We start from the raw sequence: 23,764 nt of genomic DNA on the forward strand, positions 1-23,764 counted from the left end.
CCTTATGTCCCGCCGTCTGTTCACCTCGGAGTCCGTGACCGAGGGGCACCCCGACAAGATCGCCGACCAGATCAGCGACACCATCCTCGACGCTCTCCTGCGGGAGGACCCGACGTCCCGGGTCGCCGTGGAGACGCTCATCACCACCGGCCAGGTGCACGTGGCCGGCGAGGTGACCACCAAGGCGTACGCGCCGATCGCCCAGCTCGTCCGGGACAAGATCCTGGAGATCGGCTACGACAGCTCCAAGAAGGGCTTCGACGGCGCCTCGTGTGGCGTGTCGGTGTCCATCGGTGCGCAGTCGCCGGACATCGCGCAGGGTGTGGACACGGCGTACGAGGCCCGTGTCGAGGGTGCCTCCCAGGGGGACGACGCGGATGACCTGGACAAGCAGGGTGCGGGCGACCAGGGTCTGATGTTCGGGTACGCGTCGGACGAGACGCCCGAGCTGATGCCGCTGCCGATCACCCTGGCCCACCGGCTCTCGCGCCGGCTGACCGAGGTGCGCAAGAACGGGACGATCCCGTACCTGCGTCCCGACGGCAAGACCCAGGTCACCATCGAGTACGACGGTGACAAGGCCGTCCGCCTGGACACCGTGGTCGTCTCGACCCAGCACGCCTCCGACATCGACCTGGAGTCGCTGCTGACCCCGGACATCCGCGAGTTCGTCGTGGAGCCGGAGCTGAAGGCGCTGGCCGAGCAGGGCATCAAGCTGACCACCGACGGCTACCGGCTGCTGGTCAACCCGACCGGGCGGTTCGAGATCGGCGGTCCGATGGGTGACGCCGGGCTGACCGGCCGCAAGATCATCATCGACACGTACGGCGGCATGGCCCGTCACGGTGGTGGCGCGTTCTCGGGCAAGGACCCGTCCAAGGTGGACCGTTCGGCCGCGTACGCGATGCGCTGGGTGGCGAAGAACATCGTCGCCGCGGGTCTGGCGCGCCGGGCCGAGGTGCAGGTCGCGTACGCGATCGGCAAGGCCGAGCCGGTGGGTCTGTTCGTGGAGACCTTCGGCACCGAGTCGGTGCCGGTGCTGGCGATCCAGAAGGCCGTCACCGAGGTGTTCGACCTGCGTCCGGCCGCGATCATCCGCGACCTGGACCTGCTGCGGCCGATCTACTCGCAGACCGCCGCGTACGGCCACTTCGGCCGTGAGCTGCCGGACTTCACCTGGGAGCGCACCGACCGGGCCGAGCAGCTCCGCCGGGCAGCCGGGCGCTGACCCGCCGCTCCGCCGACCGTCCCCGCCGCAGCCGACCGAAGGAGCGTCATGCGGATCGCCGCCACCGGTTCCATCGCCACCGACCATCTGTTCGTCTTCCCGGGTCGGTTCGCCGATCAGCTGGTCGCCGACCGCCTGGAGCACGTGTCGCTCTCGTTCCTGGCGGACACCCTGGAGGTCCGGCGCGGCGGGGTCGCGGCCAACATCGCGCTGGGGCTGGGGCGGCTCGGGCTGTCGCCGGTCCTGGTCGGCGCGGTCGGCGCGGACTTCGCCGAGTACGAGACCTGGCTCAAGGGGCACGGGGTCGACACCGGCGCGGTGCACGTCTCGGCCGAGCGGCAGACCGCGCGCTTCGTCTGCACCACCGACGCCGCGCAGAACCAGATCGCGACGTTCTACGGCGGCGCGATGGCCGAGGCGCGCGAGATCGACCTGGCCGCGGTGGCGGAGCGAACCGGCGGGCTGGACCTGGTGGTCGTCTCGCCGAACGACCCGGCGGCGATGGTCCGGCACACCCGGGACTGCCGGGCGCTGGGCATCCCGTTCGCGGCCGACCCCTCGCAGCAGCTCGCCCGGCTGGAGCCGGCCGAGGCGCGCGAACTGGTCGACGGTTCGGCGCTCCTGTTCACCAACGCGTACGAGGCCGCGCTGTTGCAGGAGCGCACCGGGTGGAGCGAGGAGGAGATCCTCTCCCGCACCGGGGTCTGGATCACCACGCTCGGCGCGCAGGGGGCCCGGATCGCCCGGGCCGGGGCCGAACCGCTCGTGGTCGAGGCCGTCCCGGTCGCGGCCGTGGCCGACCCCACCGGGGGTGGCGACGCCTTCCGGTCCGGCTATCTCGCCGCGTACGCCCAGGGCCTGGACGCGCGGCGGTCGGCGCAGCTGGGCTGCACGCTGGCGGCGGTGGTGCTGGAGGCGGTCGGCGGCCAGGAGTACCGGGTGGACCGTGCGGAGCTGGCGGCCCGGGTGCGGTCCGCCTACGGGGCGGACGCCGTCGCCGAGTTGGACATCGTGCTGGCCACCATCCCTACGGAGGAGAAGCTGTGACTGTCAGTCAGCAGCGTCGTGCGGACGCTCTCCGCGAGGCACTGGCCACCCGGGTCGTGGTCGCGGACGGTGCGATGGGCACCATGCTCCAGGCGCAGGACCCTTCGCTGGAGGACTTCCAGAACCTTGAGGGCTGCAACGAGGTCCTGAACCTGACCCGGCCCGACATCGTGCGCGGCGTCCACGAGGCCTACTTCTCGGTGGGCGTGGACTGCGTGGAGACCAACACCTTCGGTGCCAACTTCTCCGCGCTGAACGAGTACGAGATCCCCGACCGGATCTTCGAGCTGTCCGAGGCGGGCGCCCGGGTGGCACGGGAGGCCGCGGACGCCTTCGCCACCGCGGAGCGCCCGCGCTGGGTGCTCGGCTCGATCGGCCCGGGCACCAAGCTGCCGACGCTCGGCCACCTGCCGTTCGACGTGCTGCGCGACGGCTTCGAGCGCAACGCCGCCGGGCTGATCGCCGGTGGCGCGGACGCGCTGCTGATCGAGACCAGCCAGGACCTGCTGCAGATCAAGGCGGCGCTGCTGGGCGCCCGGCAGGCGCTGGCCGAGGCGGGGGTGTCGCTGCCGCTGATCGTCCAGGTGGCGATGGAGACCACCGGCACCATGCTGCTCGGCTCCGAGATCGGCGCCGCGCTGACGGCCCTGGAGCCGATGGGCATCGACCTGATCGGGCTGAACTGCTCCACCGGCCCCGCCGAGATGAGCGAGCACCTGCGGTACCTGGCCCGGCACGCCCGGATCGGGCTGTCCTGCATGCCGAACGCCGGGCTGCCGGTGCTGGGCAAGGACGGGGCGTACTTCCCGCTGGACCCGGCCGGCCTGGCCGAGGCGCAGGAGGGCTTCGTCCGCGAGTACGGGCTGTCGCTGGTCGGCGGCTGCTGCGGCACCACACCCGAGCACCTGCGGGCGGTGGTGGAGCGGGTGCGCGGCCGGGAGATCGCCTCGCGCACGCCGCAGCCGGAGCCGTCGGCGGCGTCGCTCTACCAGGCGGTGCCGTTCCGTCAGGACACCTCGTACCTGGCGATCGGCGAGCGCACCAACGCCAACGGCTCGAAGAAATTCCGCGAGTCGATGCTGGCCGGCGACTGGCAGGCCTGCGTGGAGATCGCCCGCGATCAGATCCGCGAGGGCGCGCACCTGCTGGACCTGTGCGTGGACTACGTCGGCCGCGACGGCGTCGCCGACATGAAGGAGATCGCCGGACGCCTGGCCACCGCCTCCACCCTGCCGATCGTGCTGGACTCCACCGAGCCGGACGTGCTCCGGGCGGGCCTGGAGATGCTCGGCGGCCGCGCGGTGCTCAACTCGGTCAACTACGAGGACGGCGACGGCCCGCAGACCCGCTTCGGCCGCGTGGCCGGGCTGGCGCGCGAGCACGGTGCGGCGCTGATCGCCCTGACCATCGACGAGGAGGGCCAGGCCCGCACCGCCGAGAAGAAGGTCGCGATCGCCGAGCGGCTGATCGGGCAGCTGGGGCGCGAGTACGGGATCCGGGAGGAGGACATCCTGGTGGACTGCCTGGCGTTCACCCTGGGCACCGGCCAGGAGGAGTCCCGCCGCGACGGCATCGAGACCATCGAGGCGATCCGCGAGCTGAAGCGCCGGCACCCGAACGTCCAGACCACGCTGGGGCTATCGAACATCTCCTTCGGTCTCTCCCCGGCGGCCCGGCAGGTGCTGAACTCGGTGTTCCTGCACGAGTGCGTGGAGGCCGGCCTGGACTCGGCGATCGTGCACGCGTCCAAGATCCTGCCGATGGCGCGGATCCCCGAGGAGCAGCGCGAGACCGCCCTCGACCTGGTCCACGACCGCCGGCGGGACGGCTACGACCCGCTGCAGCGCCTGCTGGAGCTGTTCGAGGGGGTGAGCGCGGCGTCGGTGAAGGCGTCGAAGGCGGAGGAGCTGGCCGCGCTGCCGCTGGACGAGCGCCTGAAGCGCCGGATCGTCGACGGCGAGCGGAACGGCCTGGAGGCCGATCTGGACGAGGCGCTGGCGGTGCGGCCCGCGCTGGAGATCGTCAACGAGACGCTGCTGGACGGGATGAAGGTGGTCGGCGAGCTGTTCGGCTCGGGCCAGATGCAGCTGCCGTTCGTGCTCCAGTCCGCCGAGGTGATGAAGACCGCGGTGGCGCACCTGGAGCCGCACATGGAGAAGTCGGAGGACGAGGGCAAGGGCACGATCGTCCTGGCCACCGTCAAGGGCGACGTCCACGACATCGGCAAGAACCTGGTCGACATCATCCTGTCCAACAACGGCTACAACGTCGTCAACCTCGGCATCAAGCAGCCGGTTTCGGCCATCCTCGACGCCGCGCAGGAGCACAGGGCCGACGTCATCGGGATGTCCGGCCTGCTGGTCAAGTCGACCGTGATCATGAAGGAGAACCTGGAGGAGCTCAACCAGCGCAAGCTGGCGGCGAGTTATCCGGTGATCCTCGGCGGCGCGGCCCTCACCCGGGCGTACGTCGAGCAGGACCTGCACGAGATCTACGACGGTGAAGTCCGCTACGCCCGTGACGCGTTCGAGGGCCTGCGGCTGATGGACGCGCTGATCGGCATCAAGCGCGGCGTGCCGGGCGCGGTGCTGCCGGAGCTGCGCAAGCGCCGGCACGCCCGCGTCGAGGTCAAGCCCGAGACGGCCGGCGGCCCGACCCGCTCGGACGTGGCCGTGGACAACCGGGTGCCGACGCCGCCGTTCTGGGGCACCAGGGTGGTGCGGGGCATCCAGCTCAAGGACTACGCCTCCTGGTTGGACGAGGACGCGCTCTTCAAGGGGCAGTGGGGCCTCAAGCCGTCCCGCCGCAGCGAAGGGCCGTCCTACGAGGAGCTGGTGGAGACCGAGGGCCGGCCGCGGCTGCGGGCGCTGCTGGAGCGCGTCCAGACGGAGCACCTGCTCGACGCCGGGGTGGTGTACGGCTACTTCCCGTGCGTCTCCAAGGGCGACGACCTGATCATCCTGGACGAGCACGGCGGGGAGCGGATGCGCTTCACCTTCCCCCGCCAGGAGCGGGGCCGCCGGCTGTGCCTCGCGGACTACTTCCGCCCGGAGGAGTCGGGGGAGACGGACGTGGTGGGCCTCCAGGTCGTCACCATGGGCAACCGGATCTCCGAGGCAGCCAACGAGCTCTTCGCGGCCGACGCCTACCGCGACTACCTGGAGCTGCACGGCCTCTCCGTCCAACTCGCAGAGGCGCTGGCCGAGTTCTGGCACGCCCGGGTGCGGTCCGAACTCGGCTACTCGGGGGAGGACCCGGCGAACATGAAGGACATGTTCGCGGTCGGGTACCGGGGCGCCCGGTTCTCGCTCGGCTACGGCGCCTGCCCGGAGTTGGCGGACCGCGCCAAGATCGCCGAGCTGCTGCGACCCGAGCGGATCGGCGTGGTGCTCTCCGAGGAGTTCCAGCTGCACCCCGAGCAGTCCACCGACGCGATCGTCATCCACCACCCCGACGCCACCTACTTCAACATCGGAGGCCGCCCGTGAGCACGCCGAGCACGCTGAGGGAACGGCTGCGCAGCGGCGGACCGACGTTCTCGTTCGAGTTCTTCCCGGCGAGGACGGAGGCCGGCGCCCGCACGCTGTGGGAGGCGATCCGCCGCATCGAGCCGCTGGCACCGGACTTCGTGTCGGTGACCTACGGCGCCGGCGGCACCTCGCGGGACCGCACGGTCGAGATGACCCGCCGGATCGCGACCGAGACCACCCTGCGGCCGGTCGCCCACCTCACCGCGGTCGGCCACTCGCGCGCCGAACTGCGCCGCATCATCGGCCAGTACGCGGACGCGGGCGTGCGCGACGTCCTCGCGCTGCGCGGCGACCCGCCGGGCGACCCGCGCGGGGAGTGGCACCCGCACCCCGATGGCTTCCACCACGCGCACGAACTGGTCAGCCTGGTCAGGGAGTCCGGCGACTTCAGCGTCGGCGTGGCCGCCTTCCCCGAGCGCCACCCGCGCTCGCCCGACTGGGAGAGCGACATCCGGCACTTCGTCGCCAAGTGCCGGGCCGGGGCGGACTACGCCGTCACCCAGATGTTCTTCCGGGTCGAGGACTACCTGCGGCTGCGCGACCGGGTGGCCGCGGCCGGCTGCGACACCCCGATCATCCCGGAGATCATGCCGGCCACCGACGTCCGGCAGATCGCCCGCTTCGCCGAACTCAGCGGCGCCGTCTTCCCGGAGGACCTCGCGCACCGGCTGCACGCCGCCCGGGACGACCCGCGGGAGGGCCACCGGATCGGCGTCGAGCACGCCACCGCGATGGCCCGGCAGCTGCTCTCCGAGGGCGCTCCCGGCCTGCACTACATCACGCTCAACCGCTCCACGGCGACCGTGGAGATCCACCAGAACGTCCAGACCTCTAGGAGTACCGGGCATGCCCTCGCACGACACTGAGCAGCACACCGAGTGGGCCGACTTCAAGGTCGCCGACCTCGCGCTGGCCGAACTCGGGCGCAAGGAGATCGAACTGGCCGAGCACGAGATGCCCGGCCTGATGGCGATCCGCGCCGAGTTCGCGGATTCGAAGCCGCTGGCCGGCGCCCGGATCACCGGCTCGCTGCACATGACCATCCAGACGGCGGTGCTGATCGAGACCCTGGTCGCCCTGGGCGCGGAGGTCCGCTGGGTCTCCTGCAACATCTTCTCGACGCAGGACCACGCGGCCGCGGCGATCGCGGCCGCGGGCATCCCGGTGTTCGCCTGGAAGGGCGAGACGCTGGAGGAGTACTGGTGGTGCACCGAGCAGGCGCTGACCTGGCCGGACGGCAAGACCCCGAACATGATCCTGGACGACGGCGGTGACGCCACGCTGCTGATCCACAAGGGCGTCGAGTTCCAGAAGGCAGGCCAGGTCCCGGACCCGGCCACGGCCGACAACGAGGAGTACCGGATCGTCCTGGAGCTGCTGGGCCGCTCCACCATCGACTGGGCCGCGATCGCCGGCACCGTCAAGGGCGTGACCGAGGAGACCACGACCGGTGTCCACCGCCTGTACGAGATGCACCGTGACGGCAAGCTGCTGTTCCCGGCGATCAACGTCAACGACTCGGTGACCAAGTCGAAGTTCGACAACAAGTACGGCTGCCGGCACTCGCTGATCGACGGCATCAACCGGGCCACCGACGTGCTGATCGGTGGAAAGGTCGCGGTCGTCTGCGGCTACGGTGACGTGGGCAAGGGCTGCGCGGAGTCGCTGCGCGGCCAGGGCGCGCGCGTGATCGTCACCGAGATCGACCCGATCTGCGCGCTGCAGGCGGCGATGGACGGTTACCAGGTCACCACCCTGGAGGAGGTCGTCGAGACCGCCGACATCTTCATCACCACCACGGGCAACAAGGACATCATCCTGGCCTCCCACATGGAGCGGATGAAGCACCAGGCGATCGTGGGCAACATCGGCCACTTCGACAACGAGATCGACATGGCCGGTCTGGCGAAGCTGCCGGGTGTGGTGAAGACCGAGGTCAAGCCGCAGGTGCACGAGTGGCGCAAGGCGGACGGCCGCACGATCATCGTGCTGTCGGAGGGTCGTCTGCTGAATCTGGGCAACGCGACCGGTCACCCGTCGTTCGTGATGTCGAACTCGTTCGCGAACCAGACGATCGCGCAGATCGAGCTGTTCACGAAGACCGAGCAGTACCCGATCGGCGTGTACGTGCTGCCGAAGCACCTGGACGAGAAGGTCGCCCGTCTGCACCTGGACGCGCTGGGCGTGAAGCTGACCACGCTGACCCAGGACCAGGCCGACTACATCGGCGTGGCGGTCGAGGGCCCGTACAAGCCGGAGCAGTACCGCTACTGACCGAACACCAGCGAGCGCCCGGCGTCGGAGACCCCGACGCCGGGCGCTCGCGCGTTGCCGTCCGCCGGCACCGACGGCCCCGCAAGCAGGACTTAAGCCCGGTATCGGACCGTTACGCGCGTGGGGAGTACCGATCGGGGGACTCCGCCGATCAGCAGACGTCGTATCCACAGGGGGAGTCATGGCGGGGTTCCGGACCTTCACCGAGCTGATGCTCGACCGAGCGGAGCAGCAACCCGAGGCGGACGCCCACATCGAGCTGAGCCACAGCCCGGCCGGTGTGGCCGAGCGGCGGCTGACCTACGGCGAGCTGGACCGGACGGCCCGGCGGATCGCCTCGCTGATCCGCCGGCACGGCGGCGAGGGCAGCCCCGTCCTGCTGCTCTACCCGTCCACCGCCGACTTCCTCGCCGCCTACGTGGGCTGCCTGTACGCGGGGGCGATCGGCGTGCCCGCGCCGATGCCGAGCACGGGCGGCCGGGCCGCACGTGCGGTGGACCGGGTCACCGGGGTGCTCCAGGACAGCGCGGCCCGGCTGGTGCTCACCGGCTCGGCGAGCGCCCCGGACGTCTCCCTGTGGCTCGCCACCGCCCGCGCCGAGGGCGTCACCTGCGTGGTCACCGACGACCCGGACCGCGGCGACGCCGACGACTGGCGCCGGCCCCGCACCGGCGCGGACGACCTGGCCTTCCTGCAGTACACCTCGGGCTCGGTCTCCCGGCCGCGCGGCGTGATGGTCTCGCACCGCAACCTGATCGCCAACCACGAGGCCCTCCAGGCCACCCTGCGCACCACCGGAGAGGACCGCTTCGGCGGCTGGCTGCCGCACTTCCACGACATGGGCTTCATCGCCCACCTGCTGCACCCGCTCTGGCTGGGCAGCGCCTCCGTGCAGATGTCGCCGGTCGCCTTCGTCAAGCACCCGCTGCGCTGGCTGCGCGCGATCGACGACCACGGCGTGACCGTCGGCGGCGGCCCGAACTTCTGCTACGACCTGTGCCTGAACCGCATCCGCGACGAGGAGGTGGCAGGCCTCGACCTCTCCCGGTGGCGGCTGGTGCTCAACGGCGCGGAGCCCGTCCGGCGCGACACCCTGGAGGCGTTCGCGGCCCGCTTCGCGCCGGCGGGCCTTCGGGCCACCGCGATGTACCCGAGCTACGGCCTGGCCGAGGCGACCCTGCTGGTCTCCGCCGGGACGCCCGGCGAGCCGTACGGGCGCACCCCGGTGAACCCCCGTGAGCTGGAGCGGAACGTCTTCGAGCCGGTCGCGGAGCGCGCCCCGGACGCCCGCACGCTGGTCGCCTGCGGCCGCCCGGCCGGCTACGACCTGCGGATCGTCGAGCCGTCCACCGGCGCGGAGCTGCCGGAGGGCACGGTCGGCGAGGTGTGGCTGCGCGGGCCCAGCGTCGCCCAGGGCTACTGGCGCCGGCCCAAGGAGAGCGAGGAGACCTTCAGAGCCGCCTTGCGCGGCGGCGAGAGCGGCTACCTTCGCACCGGCGACCTCGGCGTGCTGCGCGACGGCGAGCTGTACGTCACCGGCCGGCTCAAGGAGGTGCTGATCCTCAACGGGCGCAACCTCTACCCGTACGACATCGAGGCGGCCGTCCGCTCGACCGCCCCGCAGCTGTCCGCCGCCACCGGCGCCGCGTTCAGCGTCGATGCCGGCCGCGAGCAGCTGGTGCTGGTGCAGGAGGTCCGCAGTGCGGGCCAGAGCGAGGAGACCCTGCGCGAGCTGTCCCGGCGCATCATCGAGAAGGTCGGCCGCGAGTTCAACGTCCCGGTCGCCAACCTGCTGCTGGTGCGGCCCGGTACCGTCCGGCGCACCACCAGCGGCAAGGTCCAGCGCACCCTGATGCGCTCGCTGTTCCTGGCGGGCGAGGTGCGCGGCGACTACGAGGTGTTGGACGGCGCCGTGCGCGCGGTCGTTCGGGCCCGGGACCGCGCGCTGGGCGAGGACCTGCTCCACCCGCAGCCGGTCGGCGGGGGAGTGCAGCCGTGGTGACCGCCCTGCTGGCCCCGACCACCCGGCCGGCCCCGACCGCTGCCGCCCGGGCCGCCGAGCTGGAGGCCCGGCTCGGCGACCCCGGCGACCCGGGCAACCCGCTCGGCTTCGCCGCCCTGCTGCGGGCCGACGAGCAGGCACGGCGGTTCGACGCCGGCGAGGACGCGCTGGACGGCTTCGGCGGCTCCGCCGAGTTCGTCCCGGTGGAGCTCGGCGGGCGGCTGGACTCCGTCCCCGGCCTGGTCGAGGTGATGCGCCCGGTGTTCCGCCGCGACGTCGCGCTCGGCATGGGCTACGGGATGACCAGCTACATGGCCGCCTCCGACGTGTGGACCGAGGGGACGCCTGAGCAGCAGGCCCGGCTGGCGAAGGTGCTGCTGGCCGGCGGCCGGGCGGCCATCGCCCAGCCCGAGACCACTCACAGCAACGACTACGTGCGCAGCCAGGTGACCGCCCGCCGGGTGGCGGACGGACTGCTGCTCAGCGGCGGCAAGCCGGCCATCAACAACCTGGACCGGGCCGAGGCGCTGGTGCTGTTCTGCCGCACCGACCCGGAGCCCGGCAGCCGCAGCCTGTCGGCGCTGCTGTTCGACCCGCGCGAGCTGCCGCTAGGCCGGGCCCGGACGCTGCCCCGGCACCTGGCCGTCGGCCTGCGCGGCTGCCGGTTCGCCGGGCTGGAGTTCGACGACTGCCCGCTGCCGGACGGCGCCCTGCTCGGGCCGCCGGGCAGCGGGATCGAGGCCGCGCTGCGCTCGTTCCACCTCAGCCGGACGGTGATGTCCGCGCTGGCGGTCGGGGCGGTGGACACGGTGCTGCGCACCGCGGCCGGCTTCGACCAGTCGCACCGGCCGAACGGTTGGGGCGCGGCCCGGGCGAGCGCCGCCCGTACCGACACCGCCGTGGCCGGCGCGTTCGTCAACGTGCTGCTCTACGACAGTTTCGCGGCGGTCGCGCTGCGGGCCCTGCACCTGCTGCCCGAGCAGACCAGCGTCTACTCGGCCGCGCTCAAGTACCTGATGCCCCGGGTGCTGATCGAGACCATGTACGAGCTGTCGACCGTCCTCGGCTCCGGCATCTACGCGCGCGAGGGCAGCCTCGGGATCTTCCAGAAGCACCTGCGCGACGTCCCGGTGCTCAGCCTGGGCCACGCCGGGACGGTCGCCTGCCAGGCCACCGTGATCCCGCAACTGCCGTGGCTGGCAAGGCGGTCCTGGTTCGCTGAGGAGCCGGCCCCGGCCGGGCTGTTCCGGCTGCGCGACCCGCTGCCGCCGCTGCGGACCGAGCGGCTGAGCCTCGCCTGCGACCGCGACAGCGTGAGCGCCGAGCTGCTGGCCGGGGTGGCGGAGGAGGCCGCCGGGCGCGGCAGGGTGCTCGCCGTGCTGCGCGAACTGGTCGCCCTGCTGGCCGAGCAGTTCCGGGAACTGCGGGAGCAGGTACTGGAGTTGGAGGAGCATCCGGCCGCGCGTGAGGTCGCCGGCTTCGCGCTGGTCGACCGGTACGCGCTGCTGCTGGCCGGTGCCAGCGTCCTCGGCGTCTGGCGGCACGCCCAGGGCGGCGACGATCCCTTCCTCGCCGACCCGTCCTGGGCCGCCGCCGCCCTGCACAAGGTGGCCAGACGGCTCACCCCGAAGGTGCCCGCCCTGCCGCCCGAGTGCGAGGCCCGGATCCTCCAGGAGGTCCGGATCCGGTTCAGCGCCCGGCACAGCTACGACCTGTGGAACACCCCCGTTTCCGGCTGATCCGACGGTCCGTCGAGGACGACCCGCACGAGACAACCCGCACGACAAGGAGCCCAGCGATGACCGCCCCCTACCGCCTGCCGGCCGCGACCTCAGGCGCGCCCCTGCACGAGTGGCTGTCGGCACGAGTGGCGATGTACCTGCGCCGGCCCGCGATCAGCATCCAGCCCACCGTGCCGCTGGCGGAGTACGGCATGGACTCGGTCCAGGCCCTCAGCCTCTGCGGCGACCTGGAGGAGGAGTTCGGCCTCGACGTCGAGCCGACCCTGCTGTGGGACTACCCGACGATCGAGAGCCTGCTCGGGTACCTCACGGACGCCCTGCCCGACCTGCCGGCCACCGCCGAGGAGGGAGTGCGTTGAGCGACGGCATCGCCGTCGTCGGGCTCGACTGCGCCTTCCCGGGGGCGGCCGACCCGGAGGCCTTCTGGGACGTCCTGATGCGGGGCGCCGACGCCGCGGGCGCGGCGTCGGGCACCCGCTGGGACCGGGCCGACCACCCCGACCTCGCCCCGGCCGGGCTGATGGCCGACGCGGACGCCTTCGACGACGAGTTCTTCTCCATCGCCCCGCGCGAGGCCGCCGCGATGGACCCGCACCACCGGCTGCTGCTCCAGTGCGCCTGGCGCGCGATCGAGGACGCGGGGGTGTCGCCGGCCGCGCTGGCCGGCACCGGCACCGGTGTCTACGTCGGCGCGATGGGCGGCGAGTGGGGCCGGCTGACCCTGGCCGACCCGGACCGGATCCGCCCACAGGACGGCTCCGGCAGCAGCGCCGCGATGACCGCCAACCGGATCTCGTACCACCTCAACCTGACCGGCCCCAGCATGGCCGTGGACACCGCCTGCTCCTCCTCGCTGGTCGCCGTGCACCTGGCGGCGGGCGCCCTGCTCGCCGGCGAGTGCGACACGGCGCTCGCGGGCGGGGTCAACCTGGTGCTCTCGCCGGTCCTGGGGTTGGTGTACGACCGGTTGGGCGTCGGCTCGCCGGACGGCCGGTGCCGGCCGTTCAGCGCCGACGCGGACGGCATCGGCCGCAGCGACGGCGTGGGCGTGGTGGTGCTGCGCCGCCTGGCCGACGCCGTCGCAGACGGGCAGCGGGTGTACGCGGTGATCCGCGGCAGCGCGGTCAGCCACGACGGCCGCAGCAACGGCGTCACCGCGCCCAACCGCTGGTCCCAGCAGAAGGTCCTGGAGAACGCCTACCGCCGGGCCGGGGTCACCCCCGACCGGGTGGCCTTCGTCGAGGCCCACGGCACCGGGACGCTGCTCGGCGACGCCATCGAGTGCGCCGCGCTCGGCACCGTGCACGGCGTGGCCCGGCCCGAGCCGTGCGCCATCGGCTCGGTGAAGGGCAACATCGGCCACACCGAGGGCGCGGCCGGGATCGCCGGCCTGATCAAGGCCGCCCTCGCGCTGCACCACCGGGTGGTGCCGGCCAGCCGCCACGCCGACCGGGAGAACCGGCAGCTGCGCCTGGCCGACCGCGGGCTGCGGCTGCTCAAGTCCCCGCTGCGGCTGCCGCCCGGCGAGTCGCTCGCCGGGGTTTCCAGCTTCGGCATGGGCGGGACCAACGCGCACGTCGTGCTCGCCTCCGCCCCGCGCGTCCGCCCGGCCCGGCCGCAGCGCGGCCGCCGGGCGCGGTGGGACGGCGGGGTGTTCACCGTCACCGCGGACACCCCGGAGGCGCTGCGCCGCAACCTCGTCGAGCAGGAGGCCGCGCTCGCCCGCCGCCCGCACGGTCCGGCGGCGGCGCTGTGCCGGCTCAGCAACCGCACCAAGACCGGCCTGCCGTACCGGTTCGCCGTCGCCGCCGGGGACACCACCGAGCTCGCGGGGGAGCTGCGGCGGGTGCTCGGCACGGCTGGCGAGTCCGGGGAGCGCCCGTGGGGCGCGCCCGTCGTCGCCTTCGCCTTCACCGGGCAGGGCAGCCAGTTCGCGGGCATGACCGCCGAGCTCTACCGGGACTCGGCGCGCTACCGCGCCCACCTGGACGAGGCGGACGCCGCGCTCGCCCCGCACGTCGGAGTCTCGGTGCGGGACCTGATCGTCGAAGGCGCGGACGACCTGCGGGACACCGGCCTGGCCCAGCCCGCCCTGTTCGCCGTCGGCTACGCCCTGGCGCGCACCCTGACCGACCTCGGGATCCGCCCGGCGGCGGTGCTCGGCCACAGCGTCGGTGAGATCGCGGCCGCCGTGATCGCGGGCGCGCTCGAACTGCCGGACGCCGCCCGGCTGGTGGCCGCCCGCGGCGCCCTGCTGCGGGAGCAGCCGGCCGGCGGCGGCATGCTGGCCGTCGGCGCAGGCCGGGAGCGCGTGGCCGAACTGCTGGCGGCGGAGCCGCAGGTGGCGCTCGGCGCCGTCAACGGGCCGGGCGACACGGTGCTCAGCGGGCCGGTCGAGGTGCTGGAGCGGATCGAGGCGGTGCTGGCCGGCGAGGGCGTCCGGACCCGGATGCTGGAGGTCTCGCACGCCTTCCACACCCCGCTGTCCGCGGAGAGCGAGGCGCGGTTCCGCGCGGCGATCCGGCAGCTTCCTGCAGGTGCGCCCGCGATGCCGTTCGCCTCGACGTATCGTGGACGGATGATCAGTGATGATCCGTCAGATGCGCTGGACGCCGACTACTGGACCGGGCAGGCCGCCCGGCCTGTGCTGTTCTCGGACGCCCTGGCCGCGCTGGTCGGATCGGCGGCGCCGACGCACCTGATGGAGATCGGCCCCCGTGCGCAGCTGCTGCCGCTGGTCGGCCGCGCCGGACTGCCCGACACCCCGTGCCTGCTGCACCCCGGCCCCGGCGGCCGCTCGGGTGGGCGTGAACTCGCCGGTGTCATCGCCGAGTTGTACCGGGCCGGCCTCGACCCGCAGTGGGAGGCGCTGTACGAGCCGGGGCGGCCGCTCGCCGACCGGCTGCCCCCGTACAGGTTCGCCACCGCGCACCGCTACTGGGCCCGCTGGGAGCCGGTGCGGACACCTGCCGGGCCGGAGCGTGCGGTGGAACGGCCGCCGGCTCCAGCGGAGTTGGAGCGGAGCCGGGTCGAGCCCGACGCGGTGCTCGCGACGGTGATCGACGCGATCGTCCAGGTCGGCGGCTACGCCGAGGACGTCGTCCGGCCGCAGGCCCGGTTCTACGAGGACCTCGCCTTCGACTCTGTGATGATCGTCCAGCTCAAGGTGCAGCTGGAGACCAGACTCCCGGCGCTCGGCGAGCTGTCGGTGCACCACCTGCTGCCGGCGCTGCGCAGCATCGACTCGCTCGCCCAGTGCCTGCGCGAACTGCTGCTGGTGACGGCGGCATGAGCGGAGTCAGGAACGTGGAGAAGGACATGGAACGCACGACGGCGTACCTCGCGGGCATCGGCACCGCCCTGCCGGGCGAGGCCGTGGACAACATCGCCCTCGGCCGGGCGCTCGGGGTGAGCGCCGAGTGGATCGACGTCTTCGTCGGCACCAGCCACCGGTACTTCGGCCGGGACCTGTCGACCGGCGAGGTGCGCCGCACGCTCACCGACCTGTGCGCCGAGGCCGGCCGGAACGCGCTGGCGGCGGCGGGCCTGGAGCCGGCCGACATCGAGTTCCTGGTCCTGGCCACCGCGACCCCGGACACGCTGCTGCCGACCACCGCCAGCGAGGTCGCCGACCTGCTCGGCCTGGACCAGCTGCCCGCCTACCAGATCCAGGCGGGCTGCTCCGGCGCCCTCCAGGCGGTGGAGCTCGGGCAGGCGCTGCTGGCGGCGGGTGCCCGGGCCGGACTGGTGATCGGCGGCGACGTCACCCACCGGCACCTGGACCTGCGGGTCGACGCGACCGGGATCCCCGGCGAGGAACTGGTCAACTACGTGCTGTTCGGCGACGGCGCGGGCGCGGCGGTGCTCACCGCCGAGCCGGTCGCGGAAGCCGTCGCCGTACGCGGCGTGCTGCACCGCCTCGTCGGCCGCGGCCGCCCGGCCGGCCAGCGGATCGACTGGTACGGCGTCACCGACCGCGACAGCGAGCGGCCGATGCTGCGGGAGGACTACAAGGCCATCGAGGAGGGCGTCCCGACCCTGGCCGGCGAGATCCTCTGGGAGCTGCTCGACCGGCTCGGCTGGCGCCCCGAGGACGTCGACTACCTGCTGCCGCCCCAGCTCTCCGGGCGGATGACCGAGCGCATCGTCCAGCAGCTGGCGCTCGACGGCCCCCGCGAGGTCTCCTGCGTGGCGCGGACCGGCAACACCGGCAACGCCCTGCCGTTCCTCCAGCTCGAACAGCTGATGGAGCAGATGGAGGAGGGCGAGCGGGCCCTGGTGCTGGCGGTCGAGTCCAGCAAGTGGATCAAGACCGGGCTCGGCCTGGAGCGGGTCGGGGGCGTGGAATGACGACCGCCCTCGCCCGCCTGCGCGAACTGCGCGCGCAGGGGCTGCTGGAACGCGAGTATCCGGCCGTCGCCGGGCTGCTCGCCGACGAGGCCCTCGCCGCCGACCCGGACGAGCTGCACCGGGCCGGCCGGCTGCTGGCCGGGCTCGACCCGGACGCGGTGCTGGCGGCCTGCCCCGGCATGGAGACGGTCACGGTGGCGATCACCGGCCAGTCCACCGTCGCCGGGCTGGTCGACCCGCTGACCGCCGAACTGGCCCGGCACGGCGTCCTGTTGCGCCCGCTGCTCGGCGACCACGGCGCGTACCGCTACGACCTGACGGAGCCGGGCGGCCGCTTCCATGGCGTCGACCGGGACCTCGCGCTCTGCCTGCTCGACCAGGAGACGGTCTTCGCGCGGCTGCCCGCCGTGTGGCGCCCGGCCGACGTCGAACGGGCCGCCGCGGAGGTGCTGGCCGAGCTGGCGGTGATCGCCGCGGCCGAGCCGGGCACCCTGGTGCTGAACACCGTCCCGCTGACCCGGCGGTACAGCCACCAGCTGATCGACCGGCATGCCAGGACCCAACTGGCGCTGCGCTGGCGCGAGTTCAACAGCGGACTGCTGCGGTTCGCCGACGAGCACCCCGGCGTGCAGGTGATCGACCTCGATCCGCTGGTCGCCGAGACCGGGCCGGTCCACGACCCCCGGCTCGCCGTGTACGCCGGGGCGCAGTACACCGAGCCGCTGCTGGCCGGCTACGCCCGCGAGGTGGCCCACCTGGTCCGCGCGCTGCGCGGGCTGGCCCGCAAGTGCCTGGTGGTGGACCTCGACCAGACATTGTGGGACGGCGTGCTCGGAGACGACGGCCCGGAGGGCGTCGCCGCCGCCGGGACGCTGCGCGGCGAGGCGTTCGGCGCGTTCCAGCGGGTCGTCAAGCAGCTCGGCTCGCAGGGCGTGCTGCTCGCCGTGAGCAGCAAGAACGACCCGGACCGGGTGGCCGAGGTGCTGCGGGACCACCCGGACCTGGTGCTGCGCGGCGAGGACTTCGTCCGGGTCCGGGCGAACTGGGAGCCCAAGGACGGCAACCTGCTGGAGATCGCCGGGAGCCTCGGCATCGCGCCCGGCGCCCTGGTGTTCGCCGACGACTCGCCGGCCGAGCGGGCCCGGGTGCGGCACGGCGCACCGGAGATCGCCCTGGTCCCGCTGGACGACGAGCCCGCGCTGCACGTCACCCGGCTGCTGGCCGACGGCTGGTTCGACTGCCCGCGGCTCACCGAGGAGGACCTGGACCGCACCCGCCAGTACCGGCTCGACGGCGAGCGCGAGCGCCTGCGCGAACGGGCCGGCGGCGAGGCGGGCTTCCTGCGCGAGCTGCGGGTCGGCGTCGAGCTGGCACCGGCCGGCCGGCACGAGTACGAGCGGTTCGCCCAGCTGACCCAGCGCACCAACCAGTTCAACGTCGCCGGCCTGCGGCTGACGGCCGCCCAGCTCGAACTGCGCTGCGCCGACCCGCGGTCGCTGGTGCTGGCCGCCCGGACGTCCGACCGGTTCGGTTCGAACGGGCTGGTCGGCGCGGTGCTCGGCCGCTGGGACGGCGACGGGCTGCACCTGGAGAACGTCTGGCTCAGCTGCCGGGTCTTCTCCCGGGGCATCGAGCAGGCCTGCCTTGCTGCGGTCCTGGCCGAGGCCCGGAGCCGCGGGGCCGCGGCGGTGCACGCCTGGTACCGGCCGACCCCGAAGAACGCCAGGACGCGCGGCTTCTACCCCTCGCTCGGCTTCGCGACGGTGGAGGAGCACCCCGACCGGGTGCTGTTCCGCCACGACCTGGGCGGGGAGCTGCCGGAGATCCCGGCGCACATTTCCATGACGTCTGGCGAGACAGTCCCATCATTTGTGCGGGACACGTCAGAAGGGTCAGAAAGCGAGGAAGCGAGGTGAATCCGGTGGATTTCGAGGCATTTCTGGATCTTCTCCAGGAGGAATTCGGCCTGGTCCCGGAAGGCCTGGAGAAGGAGACCGAACTGGCCGTGATCCCCGGCTGGGACTCGTTGTTCCTGCTCCAACTGGTGGCCCTGCTGGAACGCCGACAGAAGCGGAATCTTCCGATCCGCGCAATGATCGAGGCCCGCACCCTGGGCCGACTCCACGAACTCGTGACGGAGGTCCGATGACTGCCCCCGGTGACTCCGCCGTCGGACCCCCGCTCGGCGCGCCGATCCAGGTGCGCGGCGACTCCGACACCGCCTGGGAGGAGGTCGGCCGGCACCTGCGGGAGTACGGCACCGCCCTCGTCCACGCGGAGCTCGCCGAACTGCTGCCCCTGATGCCGGCGGACGACGAACTGCGCCGGGTGCTCGGCCGGGACTGGAGCCGCTATCTGGAGCTCGCGCACTCGGACGTCCGCGCGCGCTACGCCGCGTCCCGGGTGATGCTCAAGACCGCCGCGAGCAAGGTGCTCGGCGGCGACCCGGCGGCCCTGGAGCTGGCCTACGGGCCCACCGGGCGCCCGTACCTGCGCGGCTACGACCAGATCGACATCAGCCTCAGCCACACCGAGGGCCTGCTCCTGGTCGGGCTGACCAGGCGCGGGCTCATAGGGGTGGACGCCGAGCGGACGGACCGGCCGCTGTACAGCAGCGGGCTCAGCCGGACCGTCTGCACGCCGTTCGAGCTGATCTCCCTGGCCTCGCTGCCGGAGAGCGGACGCGACGCCGGGCTCGTCCGGCTGTGGACGCTCAAGGAGGCGTACAGCAAGGCGATCGGCCAGGGCATGCAGTTCCGCTTCACCGACTTCGGGTTCGGCCCGGACGGCAAGCCGGTACGGGTGCAGCGGCCCGACGGCACCACCGGGACCGGCGACGAGTGGGCGTTCCGCACCTTCACGCTGGACAGCGGCTACTGCGTGAGCGCCGCCGTCTACGACGCCGGATTCGGGGCGACCGCCGACACCGTCATCACCACCATGCTCGACCAGGACTGGGTGGACGCCATCAACGACTCCCTGGAGAGCGGTCGGTGACGTCCCGCCGGCTACCCCGCATCCGTGTCGACCGGCGGGCCCAGGTGCGGCAGCTGCAGCGCCGCCACGTTGTAGCCCGCCTGGAACCGGCTGGTGGCCTGGAGGTCCTCGGTGATCTCCGCGATGTGGCGCCGGCAGGTGCGCACCGACATGCCCAGCCGGCGCGCCACCATCTCGTCCTTGTGGCCCTGCACCATCAGCCGCACGATGGCGGTCTTCAGGTCGTCGGCCACGGCCGGCGCCTTGGTGGACTCCGCGGTGAACGGGCTGCCGTTGTTCCACATGTAGTCGAAGACCGAGCACAGGAAGTTGACCAGGACGGGCTCGCGCACGATGGCGGCCCCCGGCGCGGCCTCGGGGCCGCCGGAGCGGTCGGGCAGGAACGCCACCTCGCGGTCGTAGATGAAGATGCGGTCGATCAGCTCGTCGCAGGTGCGGAACTCCCCGCCCAGGTCGATGATGTCGCGGACGTAGGCGCGGGTGGGCAGGTCGCTGCGCGCGGTGTGCTGGTAGATGGTGCGCATCTTCACGCCGCGGGAGAGTATCGAGGTGGCCGAGTCCCGGGCCGCGGACAGGATGTTCGCCGGGCGGGGGCCGCCGGGCTGGACCATCAGGACCTCGGAGCGGCACTTCTCCCGCTGCTCGTCGATCATCGACTGGACCAGGTCGGCGTCGTTGACGATGTCGAAGGCCTCCAGGCTGTTGCGCTCCCGGCGGCCCTCGAAGTAGGTGGGCATGAGCGAGATCAGGGTGGAGCGCACGCTGGTGACGGCCTGTTGGAGCTCGCGGATCTGCCGCTCGGCGTCCCCGACCAGGTCGGCGGCGGCGACCTCGGGGCCGATCGGGACCAGGACGTCCCGGCGCCCGGGCATCGGCTGGAGCAGCCTCAGGTTCCGCAGCACCGCTTCGGCGCGCTCGACGTCCCTGAGCGGCACGTTCATGCGCTCGGCGATGACGTCACGCTCGAACTCCCCGAGGCGCACCGCCTGGCCGTAGGCCGCGGCGCTGGTGTCGTCCAGCTCCGAGAAATGTGAAAACGAATCCCGCTCAGCCACCATCCCGGCGGCTCACCCCCCGATAACCGACCGCACACGCTGTTTCATGCGTACTTGTTGCCATGCAACAGTACGCCAGCGGCGACGCCTTGGTTATCCGTCGTACCTCCCAGCAATATTGCTCATGCCTCCGGAAGCGGTCGGAACCCCTCCGGAGGGAGTTTGGTTGAAGACCGGATTAATTTGAGTCTCGGGGGAGACAAAAATGCGATTCAATGTCGGCTTTGTGCGCACTGCAGCTGGTATGGCGGTCGTGGCCGCGGCTTGTGTCGGTGTTCTGCTGGGTGGTGGGTCCGCATCCGGGCCGAGCGCTCCGACCGCGGGCACGGTCGCCGGCGTCACGCCGCCGCCGGCCCCGACGCCCCACCCGACCCCGGCCGACGATCGGTGGAACTGACGCGGATCGGCTGACAGGTGACACCGAGTCCAGGCGACGACCGCTGGAACTGACGACAGTTGAACTGACTTTCCAGCACATGATGACCCGCCGCACCCGGTGCGGGCCGGCGGGTCCGGAGCCTCTCAGCCCCTCACGAGCACTGCGTGGGGGGCCGAGTGCCGTACCGGGGCGGGGACGGTCAGCGCGATCGACGAGAGCAGGATCTCCTCGTCGGCGTGCCAGCGTCCGGAGAGCACCTGCGGGCACAGCTCGGTGCCCGGGTCGACCAGCAGCCGGGCCCGGAAGGTGCCCTCCTCCGGGTCAACCGTGATCCGGGCCTCCTCGAAGTCCAGCTCCCGGCCGGTCAGCGGGTACCAGGTCTTGAAGACCGCCTCCTTCATGCTGAACAGCAGCCGGTCCCACGCCACCGAGGTCTCGGTGCGCAGCAGGTCGCGCACCCAGGCCTGCTCCGACGGCAGCGCGATCGACTCCAGCAGGCCTGGCGGCAGGGCGTCGTTGCGCTCGGCGTCGATGCCGATCGAGTGCACCCGGCTCTTCAGGGCCACGGCCGCGGCCCGGTAGCCCCGGCAGTGGGTCATGCTGCCGACCAGCCGCTCGTCCCAGCCCGGCGCACCGCGACGGTTGGGCACGATCGGCACCGGGCCGAGGCCGAGCCGGCCCATCGCCCGGCGGGCGCACCAGCGGACCGTGGTGAACTCGGCGCGGCGCTGGCTCACCGCATTGCTGACATGGGCCTCCTCCTCCGGGAAGAGCTCGATCTCGACCAGGTCCTGTCTGGACTCCTCGGCGGAGACGCACGAGGGCAACATGGTGGAAAGCATCGCGATCCCGATTCGCTCGACGGCCGCGGGCGGCGTTCCCGACGCCTCGCGGTGGACTGCTTCCACGCTCGCCGCCGGCCGGGCTCAACGCCCCTCCGGCGGCCTCCCGCCGACCCGACCGGGCGCCGCAAACGCCTTGGGGCGGCCGGTTGCAGCCATCGGCCGACCGCGGTCGTGGCCGGGCAGCCAGTGCCCGGCCGGGCCCGGCCGCCGACCTTGCCATCGCCTTGCCATGGCAGGCCGCAGCGGGGTGTGGGGCCGGTAGGGGTGTCGGGTGAAACCGGCCGCACCTAGTGTTGCCAGGTGACCCAGCCGAGCCTTCTCGCCATCAGCGACCTGCACGTCCGGCACCCCGAGAACCGAGCGTTCGTCGAGCGGATGCGGCCCGAGCACCCCGGCGACTGGCTCCTCGTCGCCGGCGACCTCGGCGAGGTCTTCGCCGACGTCGCCTGGGCCCTGGAAACGCTGAGCCGCCACTACGCGCGCGTGATCTGGACCCCCGGCAACCACGAACTGTGGGTCACGCCGGACGACCCGGTCCAACTCCGCGGCGAGCAGCGCTATCTGCGCCTGGTGGAACTCTGCCGCTCGCTCGGGGTGCTCACCCCGGAGGACCCGTACCCGGTCTGGGTCGGCCCGGGCGGACCGCTCGTCGTCGCACCGCTCTTCCTGCTGTACGACTACAGCTTCCGCACCCCGACGGCCGACACCGGTGCCCAGGCGCTCGAACAGGCCTACGAGGCCGGGGTGGTGTGCAGCGACGAGTTCCTGCTGCACCCCGACCCGTACCCGGGCCGCGCCGAATGGTGCCGCGCCCGGATCGTCGCCACCGAGGCCCGACTCGCCGAGTGCGACCCCGAGTTGAGCACCGTCCTGGTCAACCACTACCCGCTGCTGCGCGAACCCACCGACATCCTGCGCCATCCGGAGTTCGCCCAGTGGTGCGGCACCGAGCTGACCGCCGACTGGCACCTGCGCTTCCGGGCCGCCGCCGTCGTCTACGGGCACCTGCACGTCCCCCGCACCACGTGGCACGACGGGGTGCGGTTCGAGGAGGTCTCGGTCGGCTACCCCCGCGAGTGGCAGCGGCCCGGGCACCCGAGGACCGTGCCGCGCAGGATCTTTCCCGAGCCCGGGTGGGGGCGGTGACCGGCCGGTACCCCCGGTTATGGCAAGCGCATGGCTGACCGCCGGGTGGGGGCGAACCCCACTGACCGGAACCAGCCCACCGGGGGGAATCGCCGCCCCGTGTCGCACCGTGCCGAACTCCCTTGTGCTGCGGCCGAATCCGATGTGCTGAAAGCTCGTCGTGAGGAAGCCCGCCGAGAGGGGACGCCAGCATGACGACGCAACCGACCACGCAAAGGACCGCCGGGCCCGGCGAATTCCGGGACCAGCTCATGCGTCGCGTCGAAACCCGGCTGGGGGGGCTGCTCACCCAGGAGCGCGACCGCCGCGTGGCCGCCGACGGCTACGCCGCCTGCCTGGTCGGCGACATCGGCGCGCTGGTGCGGGTCGGCTACCGGATCCGTGCCGCCGTCTGCGTCACCGGCTACCTCGCCGCCGGCGGCGACCCGAAGGGCGCCGAGATCGTCGACGCGGCGGCCGCCCTCGAACTCCTCGACACCTCCCACCTGATCCGCCACGACACCCGCGACGGCGCGGTGCTGCGCCGCGGACTGCCCACCCTGCACGTCAGCCACGCCGCCGAACACGAGCGCAACGGCTGGCGCGGCGAGTCCCGCCGCTTCGGCGAGGGCATGGCCGTCCTCGCCGGCGACCTCGCGCTCGCCCTCGCCGACCGGCTCGCCGTCGGCCTGCCCCAGCGTGCCCGCAGCGTCTGGGACGAACTGCGCACCGACCGGGTGCTCGGCGCGTACAGCGAAGCCGCCCGGGCCGGCGAGTACCGCGACGAGCCCTGGCCCGCCGAATGCCTCGGCGACTGCGGGCACGGCTGTGCCGCCGGCTGGTACGCGGTGGAACAGCCGTTGCTGCTCGGCGCCGCCCTCGCCGGCCGGCGCGACCTCGACCCGCACTACGGCGAGCTCGGCCGGGCCGTGCACGCCGGCTGGCGGCTGCGCGGCTTCCTCGGCGGCGGGCAGGGCTTCGACGGGATGGCCCGGCTGCTGCGCGAGGTCCTGTTCGACCAGGACAGCCACGACCGCGCCGAACTGCTCATCACCGAACAGCTCGACCGCGCCCGGGCCGCCCTGCGGGCCGCACCGCTGCGGGCGGACTGGCGGGCCGAGCTGTACGACTGCCTGGAGGCGCTCACCCGGCCGTGACCGGCGTTCAGTCGACGCCGGTCAGCCGCCCGT

The 23,764-nt window shown here is 72.8% G+C and carries 17 protein-coding genes; 15 read left to right on the forward strand and 2 right to left on the reverse strand.

Annotated elements, in window-relative coordinates:
- The first annotated feature begins 4 nt into the window (after positions 1–4).
- The 13 genes from metK to F7Q99_RS22280 all read left to right on the forward strand — a co-directional run bounded on the left by metK (position 5) and on the right by F7Q99_RS22280 (position 19,170).
- The gene (gene metK, locus F7Q99_RS22220) at positions 5–1,228 is read left to right on the forward strand and encodes a methionine adenosyltransferase (RefSeq protein ID WP_153464122.1); all 1,224 of its coding nucleotides are present in this window, start codon (positions 5–7) and stop codon (positions 1,226–1,228) included.
- A 48-nt stretch (positions 1,229–1,276) separates the two neighbouring features.
- Positions 1,277–2,275 carry a carbohydrate kinase family protein gene (locus F7Q99_RS22225; RefSeq protein ID WP_153464125.1) on the forward strand — a complete coding sequence of 333 codons (999 nt, stop codon included), beginning with the start codon at positions 1,277–1,279 and terminating at the stop codon, positions 2,273–2,275.
- Positions 2,272–5,763 (forward strand): methionine synthase, encoded by a 3,492-nt coding sequence (gene metH / locus F7Q99_RS22230; protein WP_326846978.1) that lies wholly within the window; start codon positions 2,272–2,274, stop codon positions 5,761–5,763. The genes F7Q99_RS22225 and metH overlap by 4 nt, the downstream gene beginning before the upstream one ends.
- On the forward strand, positions 5,760–6,671 hold the full coding sequence (metF, locus tag F7Q99_RS22235; protein ID WP_326846979.1) for a methylenetetrahydrofolate reductase [NAD(P)H]: 912 nt from the start codon (positions 5,760–5,762) through the stop codon (positions 6,669–6,671). The genes metH and metF overlap by 4 nt, the downstream gene beginning before the upstream one ends.
- Positions 6,652–8,079 (forward strand): adenosylhomocysteinase, encoded by a 1,428-nt coding sequence (gene ahcY / locus F7Q99_RS22240; RefSeq protein ID WP_153464129.1) that lies wholly within the window; start codon positions 6,652–6,654, stop codon positions 8,077–8,079. The genes metF and ahcY overlap by 20 nt, the downstream gene beginning before the upstream one ends.
- Positions 8,080–8,260: 181 nt before the next feature.
- Complete coding sequence (locus tag F7Q99_RS22245; protein WP_153464132.1) at positions 8,261–10,081, forward strand: fatty acyl-AMP ligase; 1,821 nt, start codon at positions 8,261–8,263, stop codon at positions 10,079–10,081.
- On the forward strand, positions 10,075–11,820 hold the full coding sequence (locus tag F7Q99_RS22250; protein ID WP_326846980.1) for an acyl-CoA dehydrogenase: 1,746 nt from the start codon (positions 10,075–10,077) through the stop codon (positions 11,818–11,820). Before F7Q99_RS22245 ends, F7Q99_RS22250 begins: the two co-directional genes overlap by 7 nt.
- 59 nt (positions 11,821–11,879) lie before the next feature.
- The gene (locus tag F7Q99_RS22255; protein ID WP_153464135.1) at positions 11,880–12,182 is read left to right on the forward strand and encodes an acyl carrier protein; all 303 of its coding nucleotides are present in this window, start codon (positions 11,880–11,882) and stop codon (positions 12,180–12,182) included.
- On the forward strand, positions 12,179–15,115 hold the full coding sequence (locus F7Q99_RS22260; RefSeq protein ID WP_230210279.1) for a type I polyketide synthase: 2,937 nt from the start codon (positions 12,179–12,181) through the stop codon (positions 15,113–15,115). Before F7Q99_RS22255 ends, F7Q99_RS22260 begins: the two co-directional genes overlap by 4 nt.
- Positions 15,116–15,141: 26 nt before the next feature.
- Positions 15,142–16,173, forward strand: coding sequence for a 3-oxoacyl-ACP synthase III family protein (locus F7Q99_RS22265; RefSeq protein WP_153464138.1), 1,032 nt, complete (start codon positions 15,142–15,144; stop codon positions 16,171–16,173).
- A complete protein-coding gene (locus F7Q99_RS22270; protein WP_153464140.1) occupies positions 16,170–18,089 on the forward strand; it encodes an HAD-IIIC family phosphatase in 1,920 nt (639 codons plus the stop codon). Before F7Q99_RS22265 ends, F7Q99_RS22270 begins: the two co-directional genes overlap by 4 nt.
- Entirely contained in the window at positions 18,086–18,322 is a 237-nt protein-coding gene (locus tag F7Q99_RS22275; RefSeq protein WP_153464143.1) for a phosphopantetheine-binding protein, read from the forward strand. The genes F7Q99_RS22270 and F7Q99_RS22275 overlap by 4 nt, the downstream gene beginning before the upstream one ends.
- Entirely contained in the window at positions 18,319–19,170 is an 852-nt protein-coding gene (locus F7Q99_RS22280) for a 4'-phosphopantetheinyl transferase family protein (protein WP_153464145.1), read from the forward strand. The genes F7Q99_RS22275 and F7Q99_RS22280 overlap by 4 nt, the downstream gene beginning before the upstream one ends.
- Positions 19,171–19,181: 11 nt before the next feature.
- Here the strand turns inward: F7Q99_RS22280 and F7Q99_RS22285 are convergent, their stop codons facing one another.
- Complete coding sequence (locus tag F7Q99_RS22285; RefSeq protein ID WP_153464148.1) at positions 19,182–20,228, reverse strand: helix-turn-helix domain-containing protein; 1,047 nt, start codon at positions 20,226–20,228, stop codon at positions 19,182–19,184.
- A 519-nt stretch (positions 20,229–20,747) separates the two neighbouring features.
- A complete protein-coding gene (locus F7Q99_RS22290; protein ID WP_230210280.1) occupies positions 20,748–21,434 on the reverse strand; it encodes a 4'-phosphopantetheinyl transferase family protein in 687 nt (228 codons plus the stop codon).
- Between the two features lie 390 nt (positions 21,435–21,824).
- Here F7Q99_RS22290 and F7Q99_RS22295 point away from each other — a divergent pair, with 390 nt between their 5' ends.
- Positions 21,825–22,595, forward strand: coding sequence for a metallophosphoesterase family protein (locus F7Q99_RS22295; protein ID WP_230210820.1), 771 nt, complete (start codon positions 21,825–21,827; stop codon positions 22,593–22,595).
- Positions 22,596–22,846: 251 nt separating this feature from the next.
- Positions 22,847–23,731 carry a polyprenyl synthetase family protein gene (locus F7Q99_RS22300; RefSeq protein WP_153464153.1) on the forward strand — a complete coding sequence of 295 codons (885 nt, stop codon included), beginning with the start codon at positions 22,847–22,849 and terminating at the stop codon, positions 23,729–23,731.
- The last annotated feature ends 33 nt before the right edge of the window (positions 23,732–23,764 follow it).

This window comes from Streptomyces kaniharaensis, from assembly GCF_009569385.1.
GTDB lineage: Bacteria > Actinomycetota > Actinomycetes > Streptomycetales > Streptomycetaceae > Kitasatospora > Kitasatospora kaniharaensis.

Bases quoted from the DNA above. Each gene is read 5' to 3' on its own strand.
- F7Q99_RS22225 (WP_153464125.1), top strand. From the start codon at position 1,277: ATGCGGATCGCCGCCACCGGTTCCATCGCCACCGACCATCTGTTCGTC.
- F7Q99_RS22295 (WP_230210820.1), top strand. From the start codon at position 21,825: ATGCGGCCCGAGCACCCCGGCGACTGGCTCCTCGTCGCCGGCGACCTC.
- F7Q99_RS22280 (WP_153464145.1), top strand. From the start codon at position 18,319: ATGACTGCCCCCGGTGACTCCGCCGTCGGACCCCCGCTCGGCGCGCCG.
- ahcY (WP_153464129.1), top strand. From the start codon at position 6,652: ATGCCCTCGCACGACACTGAGCAGCACACCGAGTGGGCCGACTTCAAG.
- F7Q99_RS22290 (WP_230210280.1), bottom strand. From the start codon at position 21,434: ATGTTGCCCTCGTGCGTCTCCGCCGAGGAGTCCAGACAGGACCTGGTC.
- F7Q99_RS22300 (WP_153464153.1), top strand. From the start codon at position 22,847: ATGCGTCGCGTCGAAACCCGGCTGGGGGGGCTGCTCACCCAGGAGCGC.
- F7Q99_RS22285 (WP_153464148.1), bottom strand. From the start codon at position 20,228: ATGGTGGCTGAGCGGGATTCGTTTTCACATTTCTCGGAGCTGGACGAC.
- F7Q99_RS22255 (WP_153464135.1), top strand. From the start codon at position 11,880: ATGACCGCCCCCTACCGCCTGCCGGCCGCGACCTCAGGCGCGCCCCTG.
- F7Q99_RS22245 (WP_153464132.1), top strand. From the start codon at position 8,261: ATGGCGGGGTTCCGGACCTTCACCGAGCTGATGCTCGACCGAGCGGAG.
- metK (WP_153464122.1), top strand. From the start codon at position 5: ATGTCCCGCCGTCTGTTCACCTCGGAGTCCGTGACCGAGGGGCACCCC.
- F7Q99_RS22270 (WP_153464140.1), top strand. From the start codon at position 16,170: ATGACGACCGCCCTCGCCCGCCTGCGCGAACTGCGCGCGCAGGGGCTG.
- F7Q99_RS22265 (WP_153464138.1), top strand. From the start codon at position 15,142: ATGGAACGCACGACGGCGTACCTCGCGGGCATCGGCACCGCCCTGCCG.